Here is a 19,228-nt window from a genome sequence, read left to right on the forward strand (position 1 = left end):
AAATAGGGGATTGCTAAGATAGCATCTCCTAATTTTGAATTGCTTAGTACAGCTTTGGGTAAAACTGTGATCAATTGAGGGGGAGATTTCAACGCAGAGGATTGAGAGGTAGCAATTATTTCGTTAGGAGTTTCGGAAATTTTGTACTTAGTCCTGCCTAAACAATCCAAATAAGGGAGCGAGAATTACCCCAAAAACAAAACCACCGATGTGCGCCCAATACGCAACTCCACCAGTTTGCACGGTCATGTTAGCGGCTGTTTGCAGGGTAGCAAGACCGGAGATTACATTCTGCACAAAGAAAAGTCCAATTATTACTAGTGCTGGCACTCTGATTGTGGTGACGAAAAACCCCAAAAATACTAGAGTTCTGACTCTAGTCTGGGGAAAGCGGATAATGTACGCACCTAAAACCCCAGAAATTGCACCACTTGCTCCCAAAGAAGGAATCTCCGAATTCATGCCAATAAACCATTGACACAAGGCAGCTAAAGCGCCACACGCCAAATAAAAAATCAGATATTTGACATGACCCAATCGATCTTCAATATTGTTGCCAAAAATCCAGAGAAACACCATATTCGAGATTAAGTGCCACCAACCACCGTGTAAAAATTGCGATGTAAATAATGTTATCCACTCTCCACTCCAATTGGTGGTTAACTCTTGAGGGATTACTGCATACTGACTTAAAAACTGATTCAATTGTACATTTGACGATGCATTTAACAGCCTCACCTCGTGAAGAAAAACTAAAATATTCATGCCAATTAACCCGTAGGTGAAATACGGGGTGGTTCGCGTCGGATTTTCGTCGTAGAGGGGAAACACAAATGTTTTTCCTAATTTATTCACTAACTGCAATATAGCTTGTAAGGCTAGCAGTTGCGAAGCTTAAACAATTTCACCTATTTAATTAATTAGCTTGATTCAAAGCCCTGATGATAACCTGAAGAATTACTTGTACCAAGATTCTTCCTGTGATTTATCGTTAAACAAACCCAACAGTGGGCCGAGAATTGCCCCAAAAATAAAACCGCCTGCGTGGGCCCAGTAGGCAATACCGCCGCTTTCCATGCCGATGTTGGTACGTGTTTGCAGACTAGCAAGCCCGTAGAAGGCTTGTTCGAGAAACCAAAATCCCAAAAAGAAATATGCCGGGACGCGGAAAGTCGGGAAGAAAAACCCTAAAGGCACTATGCCAAGAACTTCGGCGTTGGGAAAGCGGAGAATATACGCTCCCAAAACGCCTGCGATCGCACCACTTGCACCCAAAGAAGGAATGCTAGAATCTTGAGCGAAGAACCACTGTGTCAAGGATGCCAAAACACCACAAGATAAATAAAACAGTAAATATTTGGCATGACCTAACTTATCTTCAACGTTGTTACCAAAAATCCAGAGAAACAACATATTACCTGCTAAGTGCAAAAAACCACCGTGTAAAAATTGTGAGGTAATTAAAGTTGCCCACTCTGGCACTGGTTGATGTAAAGAGACACCACCAAAGCTTAAAGTCAGTTCTCGTGGAACTACAGCCGCAAGGTGTAGAAACCCATTTAATGCTTGAGGGGGAAGATTTGCTTCATAAAGAAAAGCGAGGACATTAGCAGCAATCAGTCCATAAGTTACATAAGGCGTGATTGTTGTCGGATTATTATCTCTAATGGGTACCACGGGCGTTTTTTCCTGATTTTAAGACACCAGTTACACAATACTGAATAATGCAAGTAGTTTCTTCTACCTCGTGGATGGATCTCGCTTTGAGACTTAAGATTGATAGTAGGACTTAGGCGAAGGAAACTGCACTCCTTGAATAGCGATATCAAGATTGATTAGCAAAATTGCAAGCAAGAGCAATTAATCCAAAAAGTCTGTCAAGCAGTAGTTATGTAATAAATTTCCACCTAGAGAAGAAAGCAGCTTGACCGTAGTGATGATTTTGCTCATCTAAAACGTTCCATAAAATAGTATCTTCTATGTAAAAACGTTTACCATTACTAGAAGTGCGGATACCGGAATAGTTGGTGATAAAGCCTTTCGTTGTTGCTTCTGCTAAGAGGCGATCGCGTTCTTCGTGCACTACTTCTTCAGCCGATTTCCGCGAAGGCATTATAGTAAATTCCTCCCAAGAAAGCTCCCATAGTTCCAACGCTTTGCAATTACCATAGTTAAAAATTGGGTCTGACTCCGTGCCGTGAGAAACTAAAGCAAATGGTGCTTCAAATAGCGCCTGTGCTGTTTCAAGTGGTGAACCATTGGTATCCAGCAAAGAATTTCCCGTCCAATGCTGAAAACTATTTATTAGATATTGACTATGGAGAATAATTGCCTCTTGCTGCCAAGGAAACTCTATCACGCTGGTCATGGAAAAGTGGAAATATAACGTCAAGAATTTAGTATGACAAAACTTGACTCATTTTAGGGGTTGACGAGTTCTCCCCAAGCCTGAAAATATTCTATTTAATGCATATTAGCTAGGCAAACTCATGTTTTTTTCAAATTCTCTGGAAAACCAACTCCAGCGTTGGAACGAAACCATTCGCAATCAGCCGAAAAATCCTAATGCTTACATTCGCCGAGGCATGGTTAACTTTCAACTAGCCAAGATTGATAAATCTATTGAAGATTTTGACATGGCAGAGCAATTAGATGCCAGTATTAAACCTTACCTCTGGCAACGGGGATTATCGTATTATTATGCAGAAAGATTTGCTGAGGGCGCTGAACAATTTGAAATAGATTTGACAGTGAATGCTCAAGATGTAGAAGAAACAGTATGGCGATATCTCTGCATAGCTCGTTCGTTAGGTGTTGAAGAGGCGCGTAATTCTTTATTAACTGTGAAAAATGACCCTCGACGTGTTATGCAGCGCGTATATGATTTGTATGCGGGAGATTGTACACCAGATGATGTTTTAACTGTTGGTCAATCAGAAGGAATAAAGGGAAATTTTTACAGTCATCTTTACTTGGGATTATATTACGAAGCTCAAACTAATCTTGATTTAGCTCAGGAATATATAGTTAAAGCTGCTGATAATTACAAAATTGATGATTATATGTGGTATCTGGCGCAGGTACATAAAACTCTGCGAGGATGGTTTTGATTTGCTGATTTCTATCTCTGCCAAGATAAAAACCATGAACAAAAATAACAGCTTCTCGTTGGGATGCCATCTGCTAAGTAGTCGGACAAAAATATTTACAGTCATTGCGAGCGGAGCAAAGCAATCCCAGCCGCAAGCGAATTGCTTCACTCCGCTTCACTCCATTCGCAATGACATTTTGTAATTAATTCTGTCTGACTACTTATGCAACTCATAGTAACAAAAGACTCTATTCTATGAAAAGAGAGCGCCTTTTGTAATTCAGTACATTACTAATCGTATTTTTACGGACTATCATTATACTGAAACTTTCCATATCCATCGAAATTCTATCCTAACCAAGCACTAATGCTCTAGCATTTTATCTCGCGCTTTCTGGCGATCGCCCCCTCAAGTCCAACCTATGTGCGGTTAAGCGGCTACAAATAACCTGGGCATCCACACCAAAGGTTTTCGGCAGTCCGCTCCAACCGAATTGCCATACATATTTATACAGACTTTTTACGTATAAAATCCTCATCGATCATCTATTCAATTTTCAGTTGCTTCGGTTTCAAACTGCACTTGTCGGTACACATGGGCGATCGCTATTTCCACATCCACTGATTCCAGTCGCAATATTTCATGCAAATTATACTCCGACAGCACCCATTTTCCCTGTTCGTTGCGCCGAAACACTTCCACACCTGGTTGAGCTACTTGTACTAACACATATTCTTGCAAGGTTGGAGATTGGCGATATTTGGCAAACTTTTTCCCCCTATCGGCTGCTTCTGTTGAAGGTGATAGCACTTCGATAATTAAGCAGGGAAATTGTACCAATTGTGGATCATCATCGCGCTCATCGCAAGTTACGACCACATCTGGATAAAAATACTTTTGCCCAGGTTCTACCTGCACCTTCACATCTACAATGTATACTTCACAGGAGCGATCGGCTAGGGCATCATCTAGAAGCTTAAAGAAATTTGCAGAAATCCGATTATGGTTGCGTGTAGCACCACTCATCATCACAACTTCGCCATCCCAATACTCGTAGCGTTCCTCTTGGGTGGGTTCCCAAACCAGATATTCCTCTGCACTCATCAAAATGCGATCGGGTAAAGCAACCATCGGCGCGATCTCTTAATGATTCACTTTATTTAGGATAGCGAAAAAAGGGCATTCTCTTTATTGCTACCCTGACCAAGCACTAACGTCCCAGCATTTTATCTGGCAGATGCTTTCTGGCGATCGCTTACCATAGAGCTAATGATTAGATTATATGTAGCTTGTAATATGCAATTCAGCAAGGTTTTTAGGGGTTGATGGTGTTATAGATTGTTGGACAGGGGCAGACGGATCTATTCCAGAACTATTTTGAGAATTTTTACCTAGAAAATTCCAGTTTATTTTGTCTAAAAAAGCCATAAATATAGTTAGTCCTGTGTTAAATATTCCCAAAAATATAGCAAATACATACATAATGAAACTTGCTATGTGCGATGAATAGCTTACTACAAACTAAGATTTTCTTGTATGTTTAACTACTTCCGTGGGTTTAAGTTCCCCGGTTCTATAAACAGCAAGTTTTGTGTTGGGGTTAAATCTCCATTACAAAACTTAATTACGTTAGCGCAGCGTTAGCGAGTCCGCGTTCGCGCAGCGTCTCGTAGAGAGCGTCATTACGAATTACGAATTACGAATTATTTGATTATGCCTACCTACTTAAGTTCTAAATCATAGTGTAATCTAAAGATTAAATGACTCTTAAATCGTGTAAAAACGTACTCTTGTATCTTGCTTAAGTCTGATATATTCCTGAGAACAGCTTTGTTGTTTTCAGGTAGATTGATGAGTCGAATTAATGGATTTGTAGGGCGACGTGATTTATTAAAATTTGCCAGTGTACTAGGTCTTGCAGCTAGTGCTTTTGGTGATAGTTTTTGGAATACAGAGCAAACTGCTGTTGCTGATATTCATCCAGACAACCCTAATCCAGTTAGCCCTAATGAAGCTATCAGACGCTTACTGGATGGTAATCAAAGATTTATCCATCAAAAACGTAAATATCCCGATCAATCACTAGAACGCCTGCGATTAGTTGCTAAAGCTCAGTATCCTTTTGCCGCCATATTGGGCTGTGCAGATTCCAGAGTCCCTGCAGAAATCGTGTTCGATCAAGGAGTTGGAGATTTATTTGTCGTTCGAGTTGCTGGTAATGTCGTCAGTGACACGGTTATAGGTAGTTTGGAATATTCTACAGCAGTATTAGGTTCGCAGTTGATTGTGATTTTGGGTCATAAAAGATGCGGTGCAGTAGCAGAAGCAATCAAAAACGAACCACTTCCTGGCAGAATTGGTTTGATTATTGAGGGTATCAAACCATCTGTAGAAAGGGTAAAGTTAAGAACGGGTGATAATATGCAGAATGCAGTTATAGCCAATATCCAGTACCAGGCTGAAAAATTGCAGGAAAGCTCAACAATTTTAGACAAATTGATCCGTGAAGGCAAACTAAAAATTGTCGGCGCTTGTTACGATATTGACACTGGTAAAGTCAACATTATTACTTGAAAATTCTATGCCTAAAAGGTGTAAGATTTTTAGTTTAATGATGTTGCAAAAAATTCTTAGTTATAAAAGATTTTTTATTGATAATCTTGAAAATTAATCAAATTCATTGCTCAACTTCAAAAAATATTCCTTATACCATTTAACAAAGTATTTGTTACATATAGGACTTACGCAAAAAGTGCTAAAAAGCTTAATTTATCGAACCGCCATCTCTACGAGAGGCTTCCGCCAACGCGCAACGTCTAGTTAGAGAAGAACGCCAACGCGTAGCGTCTCGTAGAGAAGAATCTAGGACTTACGCATTGACAAGAAATACCAAATATGGATTAAGGTTAAAAACCATATCTTTCGTAAGGGCACAGCATTGCTCATACGTGTCAACTTAAGCTAGAAATAGCTTAACTGTTAGCTTCCTCACCCGCCCAGAAATAAATTTCTTTGGCTTTTAGCTAAAGTCTACTGAAGTAGACTACAGATTTTTGGGTATATTTTAGTCATCAACAGAAGACTTTCGCTATTAGCAAGGAACTTCAGTTCCTTGCGAGACATGACTTTTACGTTAAGTTGACACCAATGAGCAAAGCTTAGCCCCTACAGCATGGTCTATTTACGATCGCAGGATAATTAAGAAAAGCCTGAAAACTTCCTCAAGATAGGTAATGCACATCACGACGCATTTGTACAGTGCGTAAGTCCTAGAATCGTAGAGTTTGCGTAAATTGGTAGGGGCGGCGATACCTGGGTTGGTCTACGCTAACGCAAACTCACAAAAATTCAGAAAAACTCAAAAGCAAGGCACAGTCGAAGCTTGTAACAAATAAACCCGGCAGGGGCCATATAACAAGGCCGCCCGCCAGGAAGGTATAGTATATTCTGGCCATGTTTGATCAGGTTAGCGCTTATTTATAAAAAATAATTGCGTATCCCTAGATACAATAACTAAATCCTTTGGAAAACACAGTTAAGAAAAGTTACTAAATAGGTTAATTTCTAATTAAAATCAACAATTCCCCACATGGGGAGATGGGAATACGGGGACACAGAAAAATATTTCCCAATCTCCAGTGCCCAATACTTCTCTTCTTAGGCTGCGCCCTAAGCGTAGCTATGCCGCAGGCTTTACGGCTCCGCTCAGTACAAGTGCCCCATGCTCCATAATATAAGAAAGCGCTTCACACTTCTTAAATAATCAGCTTTATTAGAACAATGGCAAGAGACTTGCGGGGATTCATTAAAATTTTGGAAGATAAGGGACAATTACGGCGAATTTCAGCTTTAGTTGACCCAGATTTAGAAATTGCCGAGATTTCCAACCGGATGCTGCAAAAAGGTGGCCCAGGGTTGTTGTTTGAAAACGTCAAAGGCGCTTCCTTCCCTGTGGCGGTGAATTTGATGGGAACTGTGGAAAGGATTTGCTGGGCGATGAATATGCAGTATCCAGAGGAGTTGGAAACTCTGGGGAAAAAACTAAGTATGCTGCAACAGCCAAAACCGCCGAAGAAGATTTCCCAAGCGATAGATTTTGGGAAAGTACTGTTTGATGTGGTGAAGGCAAAACCAGGACGGGATTTTTTCCCTGCTTGTCAGCAAGTTGTGGTTCAAGGTAATGATTTAGATTTAAATAAGTTGCCCTTGATACGTCCTTATATTGGTGATGCTGGCAAGATTATCACGCTGGGACTAGTAATTACCAAGGATTGTGAGACTGGTACTCCAAATGTGGGCGTGTATCGCTTGCAACTGCAATCCAAGAATACGATGACGGTTCACTGGTTATCGGTGCGGGGTGGGGCGAGACATTTGCGAAAAGCAGCCGAACGTGGGAAAAAATTAGAAGTTGCGATCGCACTTGGTGTAGATCCTCTAATTATTATGGCAGCAGCTACACCCATCCCTGTAGATTTATCAGAATGGCTGTTTGCAGGGCTTTACGGCGGTTCTGGTGTGCAGTTGGCGAAGTGTAAAACTGTCGATTTGGAAGTTCCCGCAGATTCCGAATTTGTCTTGGAAGGGACGATTACACCAGGGGAAGTTTTACCAGATGGGCCTTTTGGCGACCACATGGGTTATTACGGCGGTGTAGAGGATTCGCCGTTAATCCGCTTTGAGTGTATGACGCACCGGAAAAATCCGATTTACTTAACAACATTTAGCGGTCGTCCACCTAAAGAAGAAGCGATGATGGCGATCGCACTAAATCGCATTTATACTCCCATACTGCGGCAACAAGTATCAGAAATTGTCGATTTCTTCCTACCAATGGAAGCTTTGAGTTACAAAGCGGCGATTATTTCCATTGATAAGGCATATCCGGGACAAGCGCGACGAGCAGCTTTAGCGTTTTGGAGTGCTTTACCACAATTTACATACACAAAATTTGTAATTGTTGTGGATAAAGATATAAATATTCGCGATCCGCGTCAAGTTGTGTGGGCGATTAGTTCCAAAGTTGACCCAGTGCGGGATGTCTTTATTTTGCCGAATACACCTTTTGATACGTTGGATTTTGCTAGTGAGAAGATTGGCTTAGGTGGACGCATGGGAATTGATGCGACTACTAAAATTCCGCCGGAAACAGACCATGAATGGGGTTCGCCTTTAGAATCAGATCCAGATGTGGCGGCGATGGTAGAGAGACGATGGGCGGAGTATGGTTTGGCAGAGTTGCAGTTAGGAGAAGTAGACCCGAATTTATTTGGCTACGATATGAAGTAGTATTTTGTATCGCCGTGCGTTACGCTGTGACTTACGCACTCAATCCTGAAACCTAAATCTCCCCTAGCCGCCCGATAAATTGGGGGGAACTTTTAAAGCCCCTTTTTTAAGGGGGTTGGGGGAAGTGCGTAAGTCGTAACATTTGAATTTTTTCAGGACTTACGCAAACAATAGCCGAAACCCTTATTTGACGTAGGGGCAATTCATGAATTGCCCCTACAGCGTGTACTTTTGCGTAAGTCCTATTTTTAACTGGTAAATTTCCCGCTTCGTTGCTATCGTACTTGATAGGCAATCAGCAGAGTCGCAAAAGCTGGTTTCAATGTTGCAAAAGCTGGTTTCAATGTCGCAAAAGCTGGTTTCAATGTCGCAAAAGCTGGTTTCAATGTCGCAAAAGCTGGTTTTAATGTTGCAAAAGCTGGTTTCAATGTCGCAAAAGCTGGTTTCAATGTCGCAAAAGCTGGTTTCAATGTCGCAAAAGCTGGTTTACGAGTGAGAAAAGCAAGAGTAATGATGGCAGCACATTGAAGAAATTATGACCAAAAAAGTCAAAAATTCGGCGAACAAGTTAGCGATTGGATTGGTATTCAGTTGTATTAGTGTAATGCTCAATAGTGGTATAGCTAATCAAATAGCTTTAGCGGAATCAAGAAAAATACAAAAGTGTGATATTTTTGCCTATGTTACTGATACAGATCCGCAAGCTTTAAATGTACGGAGTGGTAGAAGTACGAAAAAGAGAATTTTAGGGCAAATACCCATTAATGAAACAGTTCAAGTTGTTGCTGCTGCTAAAGATTGGGTGCAGATTACTAATGCTAGTGATGGTTTTAAAAGAACTGGATGGGTGTTTGTGACAAAGTTAGGTTTATCAACTCAGGGCTACGGTACTAATGGCGTGGATTTATATACTAGTAACAGTCAAGAAAGCCAGAAAGTGGGGAGAATTCCTGCTAATACGGCTGTCAAATTGTTAGGCTGTCAGGGAGATTGGGCGCAGGTGGAATATCAAGGTGTTAAGGGTTGGTTGACAAGGGAAGATCAATGTGGTGCAGCCCTTACTAGTTGTTCTTAGAACCCCACCCCCAACCCCTCCCCGCAAGCGAGGAGGGGCTATGAGAATTATTTCTAGAATTTTGGTTTTGGGATATTTGTTATGGCTTATCCATTTCCAGGGATGAATCCGTATTTAGAAGATCCTGAATTATGGCCAGGAGTACATGGGAGACTAATAGTTGCGATCGCAGATTATCTATCTCCTCAACTACGTCCTAAATATTTTGTCGCCATTGAAGAACGAATTTATCAAACCACTGGCGATGACAAACTTTTGGTTGGTATTCCTGATGTAATAGTACAAAATTCACAGACAGCAATAAATCCTAAAATACCGAATATAGCTGTAGCTACACCTGCCGTTCAACCTAAAACGGTGACTGTTCCCGTACCTGAGATAGTAAAGGAAAGATATTTAGAGGTGCGAAAGGTAGGAACAAAAGAAGTAGTAACAGTAATTGAAATTTTATCACCTAAAAATAAACGTACAGGAGAAGGACGCAACGCATACGAAATTAAGCGACAGCGAGTATTGGGAAGTTCAACACATTTGCTGGAAATTGATTTATTACGTATTGGGGAACCAATGTTAGTTTTTGGGGATGGTACGCAAAATGATTATCGGATTTTGGTAAGTCGGGCAGAAAATCGTCCCCAATCTGATTTATATGCCTTTAATTTGCAAGATGTAATTCCTTCATTTCCCTTGCCTTTGCGAACTGGTGATAATGAACCTTTGGTAGATTTGCAGAGTTTATTAGCTGGGATTTATGACCGCGCAAGTTATGACTTAGTAATAGATTACAGCAAAGAGCCAGTGTCCAAATTTTCATAAGAGAATGCAGTTTGACCAAACGCATTGTTACGGGAGAAAGGACTGCGTTAAATAATTCGTCATTCGTAATGGGCTACGCCCCGCTGCGCTAACGTAATTCGTAAATTTTGTTTTGTAATGGGGATTTAACCCCAACACAAAACAAAATTTTTATTGAACCCGGGGACTTTAACCCACGGAACTAGTTAAAGAAGAAAATAGGAGTTAAATCAATGCCTTCCATATTTCCTGGAATGAATCCCTATTTAGAACATCCTGAATTATTTCCAGGATTATATCACTTGCTAATTAGTGAAATTGCCAGGTTTTTATCTCCCCAACTGCGTCCTAAATATCGAGTTGCTCTACAGGTGCGGATGTATGAAACCACTGATGAAAATTCACTACTTGTTGGCATTCCTGATGTAATTGTGAAAAATCGGCAGACTGTAAATGATTCTACAAATACAAATGTAGCAGTAGCCGCACCAACGCCTGAACCTATAAAAGTAAAGATTCCTATGCCTGTTTCCATCAGGGAAGGATATTTAGAAGTACGAGAAGTAGGAACAGAGGCATTAGTTACTACTATTGAAATTTTATCTCCTACAAATAAACGTACAGGGAGAGGACGGCAGACATATCAAGAGAAACGCGAACAAGTATTAGCCAGTCGTAGTAATTTAGTTGAAATTGATTTACTGCGTAAAGGTGAACCAATGCCAATGATGGGTAATGATATTCAGAGTCATTATAGAATTTTAGTTTGTCGTGGCGATCGCCGTCCTTATGCTGACTTATATGCTTTTAATTTACCACATATAATTCCACCTTTTCCCCTGCCTTTGCGTTCTGGAGATACGGAACCAGTTATAGATTTGCAGACATTATTAAATGAGGTATATGATATCTACGGCTATGATTTGGTAGTAGATTATAGTCAACAGCCAGTACCAGCGTTGTCAGAAGCAGATGCAGCTTGGGCGGATGCACTGTTGCAGCACAAGGGTTTACGGTAACTCAAAATACTGTGAATTCTAAGTATATACTTATGCGATCGCAATATTAACTTGGTTTTTCCTTAACGATTGATACATATTGCTAGAAAATTAAAGAGTAATTTTTGACATGGTTATTCTCAGAGTTCTGAGAATAACCATGTCACGAAATCACGAAGAATGCCTTGCCCTACTTGAGCAAATTCGCTGGGGTGGAAAGCCAAAGTGTCCATACTGTGAATCAACCAACGCTACTGCATACAAGAATGAGCATAGATATCACTGTAATGAATGCTTTACTTCATACAGTGTTACAGTAGGTACACTTTTTCACAAGACTCATGTAGAATTACAAAAGTGGTTTGTAGCGATTCACCTTGTGCTAAATTTACCAGGGGGTATTAGTGTGCGTCAGCTTGCCAAAGAGATTGAGGTTAATAAGAATACTGCTAGTTATATGATTGAGCGTATCCATAAAGCAATTAAGGAGGAAAGAGAAATACTAGAAAAGCTTATAAATACTAATGAGTTTTAAATGGTAACTAAGATTTTGGAGCAGTGATATCAATTTAGCAGAGTTACAATACTGCTGATATACTTATGTTTTTGTAACTCTGTAAGTTTTTACAATGTCAAGATTAATACAATTTTGCTTCGAGTATAATTTGCATAAATATAATATATACGGAGGTGGCTAAATGACTTTGAATATACTTATTAAGCCAACAATTAGTTCAGCTATTGCTTTTGGTTTTGTTGTTTTGGCTTTCTTCTTTGGTTATGGTTTGAATAACCAGCATAAGCCACAAACAGATCAAGAAAAGTTTCTTTATACTACTTTGTTGGGTGTGATTTCTTGGAGTGTGATTTCGGCAGTTATTAATGCTTCAGTTGAGGTACAAGCAGACGATAAAGCAAATAAAACAGCTAAGGAAGAAGCAAAGCAGAGAATAAGTAACTATGCAAATAAATTCTCTAAAGAGTTAGATAACATTGAAATTCAATTAAAAGGCCTAAATATCAGGGGCGATGTTCTTACCGACTGTCTAAGAAGAATAAATGAAATCAAGACAAATTATAACGGATGGATGGAACAGTATAATGCAGCTAAAGAAGTTCTAAAATGGTTAAATGTGGAAAAAAATAGAAGATATCTAGCAAAGAGTGTTGTTGAAAATGTATTACCAAAACAGAATTTGACTAAAAAGCAGAGAGATGCTTTTTACTGGGATATTCGTAGTTGCTTAAACTGGTTGCAGAAAAGTTTTGAAGATGATTTGAAAAGTGCTGAGTGGATTAAAGAGAAACACACTTCAGCGATGAACGAAGATATTCAGGATGGATTAGAGTTATATAAACAAGCTCTCGACTTGATTAAACAGAAAGACAAATTAAAAGAATTGGACAATGGCACAGGAGTTGTTGAAGAATTTATTGATATTTTAAAAAATCTATATGATTCTGGTTTGAATCAATAAAATTAGCTTTGAAAAAACCTCATTCATATCTTTTTGAAATTTACCTCATATAATTATCAAATTATTATTTTTAAGTTGTCTTGAGACTTGATAACCTTTTGAGTTAATACATCACTTTACTGACGTTACCACTTACGCCACCAAGGTCTATCTATATCAAAATCTGGTTTTCCTGCTTTTTGGTCTTGACGTTCTTTTATTTTTAAATCTATCTGAGATTTGAGACTGGTGATATTTTCCATAGCTTGTTGAATAGGTCGATTATCTGATTGAGCCTTACTCAGTTGAGACATAATTTCTTCCAATTTGGTTGAAAGAGTACGCAAGAAATCTAAAAATCCGTCTTTGTTTTTTCGCGGGTTGGTGGTTGACATATGTTTTATTTTGAAGCTAAATTTTGTCAGTAAAACTATTCAATAAAAATAAAACTGCATAACCTTGATTTCTTTAATTACTAAAGGTAGTAATTTACTCCTAGGAAGTCACTACCGCTAACTAGGACACCATGATCTTAGTTATTGACTACATTCAAAAGCCAAAGTTAGAAAGCTATAAAACATCTGTACTACTATGATAAGATCGCACTTCCTTAGCAAAAGCGATCGCACACACCACCAAAACCCACATAATTAGCCCCCTCCTCGCTTGCGGGGAGGGGGTTGGGGGTGGGGTTCTATCTCTGCAACCAACTAGCAATATCCTCTAACACACCCTCCATCCTCTCCAGAACATCCTCATTTCTAAATCGCACAACCTGCAACCCCAAACTCTCCAAAAATTCTTGACGTATCGCATCTTCCTGTTGGGTATAGTCGTGAATTTCGCCATCCACTTCCACCACTAACCGCGCTTCATTACAGTAAAAATCGACGATAAAACGGTCAATTGTTTGCTGACGGCGGAACTTGAAACCCAAAAGTTGCTTGTGTCTCAACTTCTCCCAAAGTAGCTTTTCTGCTGGAGTTGGTTCACGCCGCATCTGTCGCGCCAATGGCTTAAGTTTTTTCCAAAGTTCGTATGGTGTTTGCCAAGGGTATCCCGGAACCCCACCCCCTAACCCCCTCCCCGCAATCGAGGAGGGGGGACTGGAGTTGGTGAGAGGCTTTGGGTTGGGGTTGTGATTTTCGGTCATTTGCGATGTTGGTGGTTAGCTAATATTTCATGTATTATTCCCAGCGATCGCACTCTCCAAACTCCTCAAAACTCTGGCATAATCAAACATGGCCGCACCTAAAAAAGTAATGTAAATCACGTCAATGTCTAACGATGAATATGACAGTCCGTGGAAAGAAGCTATAGAAACCTACTTTCAAGAGTGCATTGAATTTTTCTTTCCTGTAGCTGCGGAAGGAATAGACTGGAAGCGAGGCTATACTTTTTTGGACAAAGAGTTACAGCAAGTCGTTCGAGATGCGGAACTAGGGATTTATCGATTGGGTGATGAGATTACCTGAAGAATTAGAGAACAGTTTTTGGCAAGAAGTAACTCAATATGAGGAGGAAAAGAAAATGCCGTATATTACCAGCGTAGAAAAAAGGGGTATAAGGGAAGGGTTACTTCAAGGTATTGAAATTGCTTTGGAACTAAAATTTGGCAGCGAAGGGTTAACAATATTACCAGAGATTGTCCAAATACAGAACGTAGAGATATTAAGGGCTATTCTCACCAGTATCAAAACTGTGAATACTCTAGAAGAACTCCGGCAAATCTATCAATAAATCACCACTCATACTCGACTGTAACAAACAGCAATGTCTGAGACAGCCTGCTATGTCTTAATACACTCCCTTTAACCCTATCTCACCCTCTGCTATTTTTAATATATTAATTTAAGTTAAGAATGCTTGCAAAATAGTAAACAATTTTTGGTAATATCACCCAGGCTAATTTAAAGCTTTACGCCAACTGGATATTTTAATAGAATAATCTCATCAAAAGATTCGCAGAAATATAAATGGACTGGATTACACTACTGCGATCGCTACAGTCTGATTTTATTAAAAGGTTAACATCTGGTTCTCTGCTTCATTGTGAAACAGAAGGTCAATATAGTGAATTAACTATAATCTCTGGAGAAAGGTTAAGGGCATTACGGGAATTTTGCTGGTTGATGGCTGAGAAATATAAACGTGTTTCGCCAGTTCGTGACGTTTTTATTAGCTATCTCAAAGGAAAGTTGGGTGAGGAAGTTGTCAAAGAACGTTTAGCTGATTTTATTACCGAAGTCGATTATGAAAAGCGATTTGGCGGCGATGGCAATATAGATTTTACCTTGACTTCTGACCCATCTATTGGTATTGAGGTTAAATCTCGTCACGGTAGTATTGATAGAGTTAGATGGTCGATTAGTTCTGAAGAGGTTGAAAAAAATGCAGTTGTAGTTTGCATTTTGATTCAAGAAGATGTAAGTGAAGCACAATCTGAGTATCACCTTTTCTTAGCTGGCTTTCTCCCAACCCGGATGATTAAGTTGAAAACTGGTAAAATTTCATTTGGGATAGAACAATTACTGTATGGCGGTGGTTTATGGTGTTATCTAGAACAGTTAGAATCTTCTATAAATAATTCTAGGCAAAAGCCACCAATTTACAAATATATCCCGAAGCAAGAAATTGCATCTAAGCCAACTATTAATCAGTTGAGCAAATCTTATTTTCACCCAGAATATAGTGATGAAGATTTAAATATACTTTATGTAAGATTAGGTGATGAATGTTTTGAGAAAGGAGAATATTCAAATGCGATCGCCAACTATAATCAAGCCTTACAAGTTAAATCTAGTGATGTTGATTTATATTATAAACGAGGTTTAGCTTATTATCAAATAGGAGATTATGAAGCTGCGATCGCAGATTATTCTCAGGCAATTCAGATAAATCTTCATGATGCTAAATCTTATAATAAACGAGGTCTAGCTCTGTCTCAACTAGGAAGATTAGAAGAAGCAATTAATGATTATACCCAAGCTATCAGAATTAATCCTAATGTTGCCGTAGCTTATAAAAACCGGGCTGAAGCTCGTTCTCATGTAGGAGATAACCAAGGAGCAATTGAGGATTATACACAGGCTATTAAAATTAACCCCCATTATGCTGATGCTTATAAAAACCGTGGAATTGCTCGTTATTTATTAGGCTCTCAACCGGGATTTCCCCAAGCAATTAAAATTAATCCTAAAGATGCCATAGCTTATAAAAAACGTGGTAATGCTCGTTCAGATTTAGGAGATTTTGAAGGAGCGATTGAAGATTATACTCACGCAATACAGATTAATCCTAATTATGCAGATGCTTATTACAACCGTGGTAATGCTCGTTCAGATTTAGGAGATTTTGAAAGAGCAATTGAAGATTATACTCAAGCAATCCAGATTAATTCAAATTATGCAGATGCTTATTACAATCGTGGCAATATCCGTTTAGAAATAGCAGAGAAACAAGCAGCAATTGAAGATTTTCAAAAAGCGGCAGATATCTATCGTCAAGAAGGTAAGCTAGAAGCACTCAAAGATACACGAGAAAGAATATTAGATTTAGAAATAGAAGAATCATTAGATATTTTAAACTTCTAGAAAATCGATGATTTCGGATAAATAGCAACTTTCAGCTACCCTCAACTCATATAGTATCCTATCTCATTTATGAAAATTCTCTCTGTCCACATCCCCCACTTCGTAAAAGTTATCCGGGATATATACCGTTTCCTAATCAGATCAGGTACATCATAGCCCCCTCCCCGCAAGCGAGGAGGGGGTTGGGGGTGGGGTTCTGTACCTACTCAACCGAGAACCGCTATAACCTTTCACGAATGATTTAAAACTGCTATACCCCAATTTACCGTTGGATTAAGCAAAATTGGGTTAAGCGCCTATTTACTTAGCTCACAAAATTGCTCCAGTCTCTTTCAAATAAACCCGCGTAAATGGTTCATCTTCACCCAAAGAATAATCTTCAATCAACCCTTTGCGACGAATAGAAATATCGTTGCCTTTTCTAATCACCACAGTCGAACCATCGAATACATCCCGCACTAATATCATCTCAGTTTCGGTGGGATTATCCAAAACGACCATATTACTACTGGGGTAAAACATCCCCTCTTCATCTAGAATGTCTTCGGCATACTCGGCAATCAGCAAATCAAGTTTTGGATGACGCAGCAAAGTTTGGACGTTGCTGTTGTAATTTTTGCTTAATACTTTTTTGGAGCGATTCACAAAAACTGCATCACGACAAACAGCGCCTATTGTCCAGTTGGGATTTTGCAAAAGGATATGGTCAATCGTTGCTTGCAGTTCTTCAACTGAGATTTTATTAAAGGTAATAATCGGTATCCTAGAATCTGTACCCGACTCAAAAAAGGTTTCTAAGATATGAGAAGGCACATCAACGCTTTCACCAACAGAAGGTTTAAGATGCATTAAAACACCTGGTGCAGCGTTGATTTCCAAGATAGCAAAGTTACTAGATTTCCAAGATTCCGAGAGACTTTTGGTAATGACATCAATACCAAGGCAAGTCAACTGGAAGTGTTGGGCAATATCTTGCGCCAAGATAATATTGTCATCATGAACTGTCTGGGTTGCATCGATGCTCATACCTCCAGCTGAAAGATTGGCGACTTTACGCAGGTAAACAGTGCGTCCCTTCTCAATAACACTGTCCAATGATAAGCGCTGTTCCTCTAGGTAGAGTTCCATCGCTTCATCTATCTGAATTTTACTCATCGGCGAGGTGGGTGAGTCTAAACGTGCAGGTTTGCGGTTCTCTTGGCGAATTAACTCTGCAAGCGTTAAATAGCCATCACCAACAACCGATGCTGGACGGCGTTCTGTGGCGGCGACAAATCTGCCATTGACACACAACAAACGAAAATCTGAGCCGGAAATACTTTTCTCAACAATTATCCGAGTTAGCTGATCTTCGGGAATCGCTGCCAGTGCCCTATTATAAGCAGCTGCAAGTTCTTTTGAGTCCTGCACGTCAGCCGTAACGCCAATTCCTTTGTGGCCTACCACTGGCTTAACTGCCACTGGGTAACCAATTTGTCTTGCTGCCGCTAAGGCTTCCTTTTCAGTAAAGACAATATCGCCTTCAGGGACTGGGAAACCTAACGTTTTTAAAAATGCCTTACAGTCATCTTTGCGGGTGGTGAATTCCGAATCTAGATGGCTATCACAGTTAAATGTTGTTGCTACCCCCCGGACATGTTTTTTTCCAAAGCCGTATTGCATTAATCCTTCTTCCCACAAATAAAAGGCGGGAATACCTTTTTCGTAGGCTGTTCGCAATAAGGCGTAAACCGTGGGGCCACCATAGACAGAGGCGCGGAATTTATTTTGCAGCCTCACCAATTGTTCGTCAAAGGTAAAGTCTTCGTCTTGGGTAATAGCTTCAAACCAATCCCAAACAAAATAAGCTACCTCTCTAGTTGTGCGTTCATGTAATGATTGAATGCTAATCCGCACGAAACCTGGATATGGCTTGACACTCCAACGGTTAAGGTGCAAATCCATGTCCAGTTTTCCGACTTCGGACACAACTTGGGCAAATAGATGAGCATAAGATTCGTAGCTTTGGCTGCCCAGATTTGGATAGCGATCGCCAATCTTTGCAATATAATCTTCAATGGGCAAAGGCTCTCTAGACTCAACTAGAGCAAAGTCAAATACTAGCGCCCCTATATCTAAATAGAGGTTGGGCCCAATATAATGCTTGAAGTTGAAAATATCGAATACATCCGTTCTTCTAGCATTAATGCGGACTAAATCACTGCTTTTTTGTAGAACCATTGATTACGAACCTTTGGCTAAACACCCTGAAATTTAGATGCTGAGTTCTGGTTACTCAGACTTATTGATTGTAAATTGATTCACATTAATTGTGGAGAGTGATGGCAAAGCCATTGATCTAATCAGAACCCACATTAAACCTATTAGTAAGCATTTTCAACTATCTCAAGGCATAATTAAACCTCCCAACCTCAGTAAAGAAAAAAGTACAGTCAATTCATCCTCATGAATAGTCAAATATATAACCTTTGAAAGGTGCAAACCCAGCCAATAACTTGTATAAATAAGTATGCGGTATTCAAAAGACAGCAAAGTATGAATAGCACACAAGCTGCTCTAAGAGACGAAATTCGAGAACTTGCTGAGGAAGCTTTTCACCAAAAGCTGATCTCTGGGCATGGTGATGGCCCGGATATGAATGAGTATCAAATTGTCTACCAAGGCAAACCCAGGCATCTCCCACTAGAACAAGCACGTTTTTTCTTAACTAACTTGCTTTACAGAAGTCGCATTCATTAGGACTTACCATCAGATATCTAATTGCACCCAGCGAGAGTTAATACCAATTATTTAATAATTGCCCAAGAAATTTTCAATCGGCAATTAGCAATGCCTCTAGAAAATCACTCTAGAGGCAGTTGCTGCTGTGGGTTTTATTAAGTCAACAAACGTTAATAAGGATAGTTATTTTTTATGTAATTTTATTTTT

20 protein-coding genes are annotated in these 19,228 nt (G+C 39.6%); 12 read left to right on the forward strand and 8 right to left on the reverse strand.

The features are described 5' to 3' along the window. Nucleotides 1-147: 147 nt before the first annotated feature. From LC653_RS16235 to LC653_RS16245, 3 genes are all read right to left on the reverse strand, one after another. Nucleotides 148-831: a rhomboid family intramembrane serine protease gene (locus LC653_RS16235; RefSeq protein ID WP_229495445.1), complete on the reverse strand. Its 684-nt coding sequence runs from the start codon at nt 829-831 to the stop codon at nt 148-150. 126 nt (nt 832-957) lie between these two features. Then, the gene (locus LC653_RS16240) at nt 958-1,677 is read right to left on the reverse strand and encodes a rhomboid family intramembrane serine protease (protein ID WP_229495446.1); all 720 of its coding nucleotides are present in this window, start codon (nt 1,675-1,677) and stop codon (nt 958-960) included. A gap of 211 nt (nt 1,678-1,888) precedes the next feature. Further along, nucleotides 1,889-2,368 carry an MEKHLA domain-containing protein gene (locus LC653_RS16245; protein ID WP_229495447.1) on the reverse strand — a complete coding sequence of 160 codons (480 nt, stop codon included), beginning with the start codon at nt 2,366-2,368 and terminating at the stop codon, nt 1,889-1,891. A gap of 121 nt (nt 2,369-2,489) precedes the next feature. Here LC653_RS16245 and LC653_RS16250 point away from each other — a divergent pair, with 121 nt between their 5' ends. Next, nucleotides 2,490-3,110, forward strand: a complete 621-nt coding sequence (locus LC653_RS16250) for a tetratricopeptide repeat protein (protein WP_229495448.1) — start codon at nt 2,490-2,492, stop codon at nt 3,108-3,110. A 531-nt stretch (nt 3,111-3,641) separates the two neighbouring features. On the opposite strand, the gene LC653_RS16255 is transcribed toward LC653_RS16250, so the two are convergent. Then, a complete protein-coding gene (locus LC653_RS16255) occupies nt 3,642-4,223 on the reverse strand; it encodes a Uma2 family endonuclease (protein WP_229495449.1) in 582 nt (193 codons plus the stop codon). Between the two features lie 720 nt (nt 4,224-4,943). Between LC653_RS16255 and LC653_RS16260 the strand changes: the two genes are divergently transcribed. Further along, nucleotides 4,944-5,666 carry a carbonic anhydrase gene (locus LC653_RS16260; RefSeq protein ID WP_229495450.1) on the forward strand — a complete coding sequence of 241 codons (723 nt, stop codon included), beginning with the start codon at nt 4,944-4,946 and terminating at the stop codon, nt 5,664-5,666. A gap of 1,206 nt (nt 5,667-6,872) precedes the next feature. Next, nucleotides 6,873-8,381 carry a UbiD family decarboxylase gene (locus tag LC653_RS16265; protein WP_229495451.1) on the forward strand — a complete coding sequence of 503 codons (1,509 nt, stop codon included), beginning with the start codon at nt 6,873-6,875 and terminating at the stop codon, nt 8,379-8,381. A 275-nt stretch (nt 8,382-8,656) separates the two neighbouring features. Here the strand turns inward: LC653_RS16265 and LC653_RS16270 are convergent, their stop codons facing one another. Beyond that, nucleotides 8,657-8,851, reverse strand: coding sequence for a hypothetical protein (locus LC653_RS16270; protein WP_229495452.1), 195 nt, complete (start codon nt 8,849-8,851; stop codon nt 8,657-8,659). A 65-nt stretch (nt 8,852-8,916) separates the two neighbouring features. Here LC653_RS16270 and LC653_RS16275 point away from each other — a divergent pair, with 65 nt between their 5' ends. From LC653_RS16275 to LC653_RS16295, 5 genes are all read left to right on the forward strand, one after another. Beyond that, the gene (locus LC653_RS16275; protein WP_229495453.1) at nt 8,917-9,456 is read left to right on the forward strand and encodes an SH3 domain-containing protein; all 540 of its coding nucleotides are present in this window, start codon (nt 8,917-8,919) and stop codon (nt 9,454-9,456) included. Nucleotides 9,457-9,537: 81 nt separating this feature from the next. Continuing rightward, nucleotides 9,538-10,272, forward strand: coding sequence for a DUF4058 family protein (locus LC653_RS16280; RefSeq protein WP_229495454.1), 735 nt, complete (start codon nt 9,538-9,540; stop codon nt 10,270-10,272). A gap of 212 nt (nt 10,273-10,484) precedes the next feature. Then, complete coding sequence (locus tag LC653_RS16285; protein ID WP_229495455.1) at nt 10,485-11,270, forward strand: DUF4058 family protein; 786 nt, start codon at nt 10,485-10,487, stop codon at nt 11,268-11,270. Between the two features lie 139 nt (nt 11,271-11,409). Further along, nucleotides 11,410-11,784 (forward strand): transposase, encoded by a 375-nt coding sequence (locus tag LC653_RS16290; RefSeq protein WP_229495456.1) that lies wholly within the window; start codon nt 11,410-11,412, stop codon nt 11,782-11,784. Nucleotides 11,785-11,947: 163 nt separating this feature from the next. Beyond that, nucleotides 11,948-12,727 carry a hypothetical protein gene (locus LC653_RS16295; RefSeq protein WP_229495457.1) on the forward strand — a complete coding sequence of 260 codons (780 nt, stop codon included), beginning with the start codon at nt 11,948-11,950 and terminating at the stop codon, nt 12,725-12,727. A 125-nt stretch (nt 12,728-12,852) separates the two neighbouring features. On the opposite strand, the gene LC653_RS16300 is transcribed toward LC653_RS16295, so the two are convergent. After that, nucleotides 12,853-13,020 carry a hypothetical protein gene (locus LC653_RS16300; protein ID WP_229495458.1) on the reverse strand — a complete coding sequence of 56 codons (168 nt, stop codon included), beginning with the start codon at nt 13,018-13,020 and terminating at the stop codon, nt 12,853-12,855. A 380-nt stretch (nt 13,021-13,400) separates the two neighbouring features. Continuing rightward, complete coding sequence (locus LC653_RS16305; protein WP_229495459.1) at nt 13,401-13,859, reverse strand: endonuclease domain-containing protein; 459 nt, start codon at nt 13,857-13,859, stop codon at nt 13,401-13,403. A gap of 124 nt (nt 13,860-13,983) precedes the next feature. Here LC653_RS16305 and LC653_RS16310 point away from each other — a divergent pair, with 124 nt between their 5' ends. The 3 genes from LC653_RS16310 (at nt 13,984) to LC653_RS16320 (ending at nt 16,299) form a co-directional block, all read left to right on the forward strand. Then, nucleotides 13,984-14,181, forward strand: coding sequence for a hypothetical protein (locus LC653_RS16310; RefSeq protein WP_229495460.1), 198 nt, complete (start codon nt 13,984-13,986; stop codon nt 14,179-14,181). After that, nucleotides 14,168-14,446 carry a hypothetical protein gene (locus tag LC653_RS16315; protein ID WP_229495461.1) on the forward strand — a complete coding sequence of 93 codons (279 nt, stop codon included), beginning with the start codon at nt 14,168-14,170 and terminating at the stop codon, nt 14,444-14,446. Before LC653_RS16310 ends, LC653_RS16315 begins: the two co-directional genes overlap by 14 nt. Nucleotides 14,447-14,682: 236 nt before the next feature. Continuing rightward, complete coding sequence (locus LC653_RS16320; RefSeq protein WP_229495462.1) at nt 14,683-16,299, forward strand: tetratricopeptide repeat protein; 1,617 nt, start codon at nt 14,683-14,685, stop codon at nt 16,297-16,299. Nucleotides 16,300-16,608: 309 nt separating this feature from the next. Here LC653_RS16320 and LC653_RS16325 read toward each other — a convergent pair whose 3' ends face one another. Further along, nucleotides 16,609-18,519: an acetate--CoA ligase family protein gene (locus LC653_RS16325; protein WP_229495463.1), complete on the reverse strand. Its 1,911-nt coding sequence runs from the start codon at nt 18,517-18,519 to the stop codon at nt 16,609-16,611. A 315-nt stretch (nt 18,520-18,834) separates the two neighbouring features. Between LC653_RS16325 and LC653_RS16330 the strand changes: the two genes are divergently transcribed. Then, nucleotides 18,835-19,038: a hypothetical protein gene (locus tag LC653_RS16330; protein ID WP_229483945.1), complete on the forward strand. Its 204-nt coding sequence runs from the start codon at nt 18,835-18,837 to the stop codon at nt 19,036-19,038. The last annotated feature ends 190 nt before the right edge of the window (nt 19,039-19,228 follow it).

Source organism: Nostoc mirabile CHAB5784 (assembly GCF_020829645.1).
In the GTDB taxonomy this organism is placed as follows: Bacteria; Cyanobacteriota; Cyanobacteriia; order Cyanobacteriales; family Nostocaceae; genus Nostoc; species Nostoc mirabile.